This is a genomic window from Pseudomonas folii, from assembly GCF_014357575.1.
Classification (GTDB): domain Bacteria; phylum Pseudomonadota; class Gammaproteobacteria; order Pseudomonadales; family Pseudomonadaceae; genus Aquipseudomonas; species Aquipseudomonas folii.
Genome location: NZ_JACONW010000211.1, coordinates 1 through 6,826, shown reverse-complemented (window position 1 = coordinate 6,826; position 6,826 = coordinate 1). Strand labels below are relative to the sequence as shown.

Here is a 6,826-nt window from a genome sequence, read left to right as displayed (position 1 = left end):
GCCGCAACGGGCCATCCATGGCCCAATGCGGCTAACCCGGCATCCTTGCCGGGTTGCCCACGGTTCAGAATCTGCGTTCGGCCAGCGTGGTTTAACGGGGCGCCCAAGATCAAAATCAAGAGCCCGGCGGCCTGAAAGCCGACCTGATTGTGTGAGCTTCCCGATCTCCTGTAGGAGCTGCCGAAGGCTGCGAAGCGGTGTGTCAGACAACGAATGCGTTGACCTTGCTGGCGTCTCGCGAACAAGTTCGCTCCTACCGGTCCGGGGTGTTAGCGCTGTAACGCTTTGCTTTTGATCTGCTTTTGACTTTGATCTGAGGCGCCCCGTTAAACCACGCCGGCCGTAATTCGACATTGCTGCGTGGGGCAAACCGGCAGGGATGCCGGTTTAGCCGCCTCAGGCCATGGATGGCCGGTGGCGGCGGCCCCACGCAGCAATGTCGGATTACGGGCATGCCGAGCGACAGCGAGGCACCAAGTGGTGGTGCATAAGCGCTTTGGTTACTTTCGCGCTCTTCGAAAGTGACGCGCTGTAAAAGCGCAACCAATATCAGCCATCACCACGAAAACGGATATGTACACAAAACTCCCGCACGACACCCTATATAAGGAAGCAACAATCCCCCACCTGCGACGGTCTGCTAGAATCGCCGTTTTCCGTATTAGCCGCGCCCCCTGTGCGCCGAGAGAGTTCGTATGACAGTCACCATCAAAACCCCTGAAGACATCGAAAAAATGCGCATTGCCGGTCGCCTGGCTGCCGATGTCCTGGAAATGATCGGTGCTTACGTCAAGCCTGGCGTCACCACCGAAGAGCTGGACCGCATCTGCCACGACTACATCGTCAACGAGCAGAAAGCGATACCGGCTCCGCTGAATTACAAAGGTTTCCCCAAGTCGATCTGCACGTCGATCAACCACGTTGTGTGCCATGGCATCCCGAATGAGAAGCCTTTAAAAAATGGCGACGTGCTGAACATCGACGTCACCGTGATCAAAGACGGCTACCACGGCGATACCAGCAAGATGTTTCACGTAGGCAAGGTCCCTGAGTGGGCCGAGCGCCTGTCGAAAATCACTCAGGAATGCCTGTATAAAGGCATAGAAATCGTTCGCCCTGGCGCAACATTGGGTGATATCGGCGAAGTCATTCAGAAACACGCCGAAAAGAACGGCTTCTCCGTGGTGCGCGAATATTGTGGCCACGGCATTGGGAAGGTGTTCCATGAAGAGCCGCAAGTTGTACATTACGGCAAGGCTGGGGAAGGCATGGCACTGGTCGAAGGCATGACCTTCACCATCGAGCCGATGATCAACCAGGGCCGTGCCGAAACCCGCCTACTGGGCGATGGCTGGACCGCGATCACCAAGGACCGCAAGCTGTCGGCACAGTGGGAGCACACCATTCTGGTCACCGCTGACGGCTATGAGATTTTTACCCTGCGCAGCGACGACACCATCGCCCGCACATCAGCCTGATCACAACGCTCGCTTGATCTAGATAAAAGGAAAGCAGTTCCATGCCGCAGGTGGATCCCGATTTGTTCGACCGTGGTCAGTTCCAGGCCGAACTCGCGTTGAAGGCGAGTCCGATTGCCGCGTTCAAGAAAGCCATCCGCAATGCGCGGGAGGTGCTTGACGAGCGTTTCAAGGCTGGCCGTGACATTCGCCGCCTGATCGAAGACCGCGCCTGGTTTGTGGACAACATCCTGCAACAGGCATGGGACCATTTCGACTGGAGCGAAGAAGCCGATATCGCCCTGCTGGCCGTCGGCGGTTACGGCCGCGGCGAATTGCATCCTTATTCGGACATCGACCTGCTGATCCTGCTGGACAGTGCTGACCACGAAGTTTTCCGCGAGCCCATCGAGCGCTTTCTTACGCTGCTCTGGGACATCGGTCTTGAAGTGGGTCAAAGCGTGCGTTCGGTGGACGAGTGCGCCGTGGAAGGCCGCGCCGATCTGACGGTGATCACCAACCTGATGGAAAGCCGCACTATCGCCGGGCCTGAACGCCTGCGGCAGCGCATGCTGGAAGTCACCAGCCCGAAACAGATGTGGCCCAGCAAAGAGTTTTTCCTGGCCAAACGTGCCGAGCAGAAAACCCGACATCACAAGTACAACGACACAGAATACAATCTAGAGCCCAACGTTAAAGGCTCGCCCGGTGGCTTGCGGGATATCCAGACCATCCTCTGGGTCGCCCGACGCCAATACGGCACGCTGAATCTGCATGCGCTGGCGGGCGAGGGGTTTTTGCTGGAAAGCGAAAACAACCTGTTGGCCTCCTCCCAGGACTTTCTCTGGAAAGTGCGTTACGCGCTACACATGCTGGCTGGCCGCTCCGAAGATCGCCTGCTGTTCGACCACCAGAGCAGCATCGCTCACCTGTTGGGCTATCAGGACAACGACGCCAAGCTGGCCATCGAACGCTTCATGCAGAAGTACTACCGCGTGGTGATGAGCATCGCGCAACTCAGCGATCTGATCATCCAGCATTTCGAAGAGGTCATCCTGACCGACGACGAAGGCGCGATCACTCAACCGCTCAACTCACGTTTCCAGGTGCACGACGGCTATATCGAGGCGACAAACCCGAACGTCTTCAAACGTACGCCGTTCGCCATGATCGAGATTTTTGTGCTGATGGCCCAGCACCCGGAAATCAAGGGTGTGCGTGCCGACACCATTCGACTGCTGCGCGAACATCGGCATTTGATCAATGATGATTTCCGTAACGATATTCGCAACACCAGCCTGTTCATAGAGCTGTTCAAGTGCGAACTGGGCATTCATCGTAATCTGCGGCGCATGAACCGTTACGGCATTCTTGGGCTTTATCTGCCTGAGTTCGGCCATATCGTCGGGCAGATGCAGCATGACCTGTTCCACATCTATACGGTCGATGCGCACACGCTGAATCTGATCAAACACCTGCGCAAGCTTCAGTACACCCAGGTCTCCGAGAAATTCCCGCTGGCCAGCAAGGTCATGGGCAGGCTGCCGAAGCCGGAATTGATTTACCTCGCTGGTCTTTATCACGACATCGGCAAGGGGCGCGGTGGCGATCACTCGGAACTTGGCGCCGTTGACGCTGAAGCGTTTGGTGTCCGCCATCAACTGCCAGCATGGGACACGCGCCTTATCGTCTGGCTGGTCAGCCATCATCTGGTGATGTCCACGACGGCTCAGCGCAAGGACTTGTCCGATCCGCAGGTGATCCACGATTTTGCCCAGTTCGTCGGGGATGAAATCCATCTGGATTATCTCTATGTGCTGACCGTTGCCGATATTAATGCCACCAACCCGACGCTATGGAACTCATGGCGGGCGAGCCTGTTGCGCCAGCTGTACACCGAAACCAAGCGCGCTTTAAAACGCGGCCTGGAAAACCCGGTGGATCGCGAGGAACAGATCCGTCGCACACAAACTGCAGCGCTGGATATACTGGTTCGCAACGGCACCGATCCGGACGATGTCGAGCAGCTCTGGTCGCAACTGGGCGACGATTACTTCCTCCGTCACACTGCAGGCGACGTGGCCTGGCATAGCGATGCGATATTGCAGCAACCTTCAGATGGCGGCTCACTGGTCCTAATCAAGGAAACTACCCAGCGCGAATTTGAAGGCGGCACCCAAATATTCATTTATGCCCCGGATCAGCATGACTTCTTCGCGGTGACTGTGGCGGCGATGGACCAGCTGAACCTGAACATTCATGACGCCCGGGTCATCACCTCGAGCAGCCGGTTCACTCTCGACACCTATATCGTGCTAGACAACGACGGTGGCTCGATCGGCAATAACCCTGAGCGCATCAAGCAGATTCGTGAAGGCCTGACCGAAGCATTGCGCAACCCTGACGACTACCCGACGATCATCAAACGTCGCGTACCGCGCCAGCTAAAGCATTTCGCCTTCGCGCCTCAGGTAACGATCCACAACGATGCCCAGCGTCCGGTGACCATTCTGGAGCTGTCTGCTCCGGATCGACCCGGCCTGCTGGCGCGGATCGGCAAGATATTTCTAGAGTTCGATCTGTCGCTGCAAAACGCCAAGATCGCGACGCTGGGCGAGCGCGTGGAAGACGTGTTCTTCATCACGGACGCCAACAACCAGCCGCTGTCCGATCCACAGTTGTGCAGCCAGTTGCAGGACGCCATTGTCGAGCAACTGAACGTCAACCACGAGCCCGGCGAATTGCGCATCAGCATCTGAGCAAACCTGACGCTGTTCAATGAATCGACTTATGGCGCTCATCCGTTCGAGCGCCCTGCTTCTGGAAGCCAGCCCCATGAATAACGCGATGCAACTGCTTCAGCCCTACCCTTTCGAAAAGCTTCGCGCCCTGCTCGGCAGCGTGACGCCAAACCCCGACAAGCGCCCGGTTGCGCTGTCCATTGGCGAACCCAAGCATCGCTCGCCGGACTTCGTTGCCAAAGCCATGACTGACAACCTGGACCAGATGGCGGTCTATCCGACAACGCTGGGCATCCCGGCCTTGCGCGAAGCCATTACCGGCTGGTGTGAGCGGCGCTTTGGCGTGCCGAGTGGCTGGCTGCACCCGGCGCGTAACGTACTTCCGGTCAATGGCACCCGTGAAGCCCTGTTTGCCTTCACCCAGACCGTGGTCAACCGAGCCGATGAGGGACTGGTAATCAGCCCAAACCCGTTCTATCAGATCTACGAAGGTGCGGCATTTCTGGCGGGCGCAACGCCGCATTATTTGCCTTGCCTGGCCGAGAAGGGCTTCAACCCCGACTTCGACGCAGTGTCGGCCGATACTTGGAAGCGCTGTCAGATTCTGTTCCTGTGCTCTCCGGGCAACCCGACCGGAGCACTGATTCCGGTGGAAACCCTGAAAAAGTTGATTGCCCTGGCTGACGAACACGACTTCGTGATCGCCGCCGACGAGTGCTACAGCGAGCTGTACTTCGACGAGCAAACACCACCTGCCGGCCTGCTCAGCGCGTGCGTTGAACTGGGTCGTCAGGATTTTAAACGTTGCGTGGTTTTCCACAGCCTGTCCAAGCGCTCGAACCTGCCGGGCCTGCGTTCCGGTTTCGTGGCAGGCGATGCAGACATACTCAAAGCGTTCCTGCTCTATCGCACCTACCACGGCTGCGCGATGCCGGTGCAAACCCAGCTGGCCAGTATTGCTGCCTGGAATGATGAAGAACACGTGCGCGCCAACCGCGACCTGTACCGCGAGAAGTTTGATGCCGTGCTTGAGATTCTTGCGCCGGTGATGGACGTACAGCGTCCCGACGGTGGCTTCTACCTGTGGCCGAGCGTTGGCGGCGACGACGCAGAATTCTGTCGAGACCTGTTCGTTGATCAACATGTGACCGTGGTGCCGGGCTCTTATCTGTCCCGTGAAGTGGACGGTTTTAACCCAGGTGCTGGACGCGTGCGCCTGGCACTGGTTGCGCCGCTGGCTGAATGCATTGAAGCGGCAGAGCGGATTCGCGACTTTATCAAGAAGTGATGTACTCCCCACGGCGTGCACTGTGCCGTGGGGTGTTGATCAAGGCAAAGAAAACCTCCCGCTTTTGTAGGAGTGAGCTTGCTCGCGATAGCCATTTACCAATCGAAGCACTTCACCTGATTAAACGCCATCGCGAACCAGCTCACTCCTTTAGCTCCACTGTTTTCTAGACGACAGTGTGATGTCAGCAACAAGTGGGCTCCTGTCAAAATTTTCTCCTAGAGCTGCCGAAGGCTGCGATAACAATCTTCCTGACATACCGCCATCGCAGCCTTCGGCAGCTCCTACAAAAATTCTGCACCGGCGCTGCCTGAGATATTGAACAATCCCCTATTCAGGTATTTGTTTCAAAGCCGATACAAACTGAAACTCACTTCATGGATGAACATATGAGCCTGTTATCGACGCTCTCCAACATCGGCACCGCCGCCTATAACGGTGTCAATGCGGCAACCAGCCCGGCAAAGACCGCTACCGCTTCAACAACTGTACTGGAGCAGGAAACACCCAGCATCGACAAGGCGACCTTTTCAAGCGCAGCGCTCGAACTCAGTCAGAAAACCTCCTACGCCTCAAAACTGTATCCAACGCGCCCCGGCATGAGTGCCAATGCGTTGCTGATGGCGGTTGCCAACCCGGGTCTTGAATCAAGCTCCAAAGGCTTGTCTTTCAGTGATGTCGCTACTGACGCACGTGCTCGCATGGACGACAAGTACGCACAGATGAAAGCCAGCGGCACCCCCTATAACCGTTATGACAAGGAAGCTGCTGACACAAACTCGTTGCTGGGCGATCTCGACCGCAGGTCTCTGTACGCGGTGAGCAAGAATGAAGGCGGCCTCTTTACCAAGGCGGAGCAGGAAGAGGCATCGGATGCGATGAACCGTCAGTTTGGCCTGGCGATGGGCCTGTACAGCGGCTTGTCATCGCTGGAAGGCGACTTTGTCGATCCGTACAAAGGTGACGATCTCACGCGTTTCAAGGTGGGTCTGAAGTTTCTGAACCAGGTCAGCAGCGAAGAAAAAAGCTCGGCAACCTGGATGCGCATGCACCAAGGGCTAGAGGAGAGCATTGCCAGTCTGGAGAATCCAGAGAAGCCCAAGGTCCATAAAACCCTGTTCGACATCATTGCCGAAATGAACTCGCAAAAAGTCGAGGAAGATGAGGAAGACAAATTCACCGGCAACAAATCCAGCTCGACGGGCGGGACACCTCAGCCGGCTGCTGCTGTATTAAATGTACCGAGCGCCACAAGTGCACCGAGCCCGGCAGTCAGCTCTGAGAAGACGGATAGCCAAGGTTAATCTGATTTGCCACGCACGGTTTGGCCTCATGAGACC

4 protein-coding genes are annotated in these 6,826 nt (G+C 56.8%); all 4 read left to right on the top strand.

The window, feature by feature from the left end; genetic code table 11:
- The first annotated feature begins 695 nt into the window (after positions 1-695).
- The 4 genes from map (at position 696) to H8S59_RS25125 (ending at position 6,790) form a co-directional block, all read left to right on the top strand.
- Entirely contained in the window at positions 696-1,478 is a 783-nt protein-coding gene (gene map, locus H8S59_RS25140; RefSeq protein WP_087274044.1) for a type I methionyl aminopeptidase, read from the top strand.
- Positions 1,479-1,519: 41 nt separating this feature from the next.
- Positions 1,520-4,216 (top strand): [protein-PII] uridylyltransferase, encoded by a 2,697-nt coding sequence (locus H8S59_RS25135; protein WP_187523185.1) that lies wholly within the window; start codon positions 1,520-1,522, stop codon positions 4,214-4,216.
- 76 nt (positions 4,217-4,292) lie between these two features.
- Positions 4,293-5,486, top strand: a complete 1,194-nt coding sequence (gene dapC, locus H8S59_RS25130; protein ID WP_187523186.1) for a succinyldiaminopimelate transaminase — start codon at positions 4,293-4,295, stop codon at positions 5,484-5,486.
- A gap of 389 nt (positions 5,487-5,875) precedes the next feature.
- Positions 5,876-6,790: a hypothetical protein gene (locus H8S59_RS25125; RefSeq protein ID WP_187523184.1), complete on the top strand. Its 915-nt coding sequence runs from the start codon at positions 5,876-5,878 to the stop codon at positions 6,788-6,790.
- Positions 6,791-6,826: the final 36 nt, after the last annotated feature.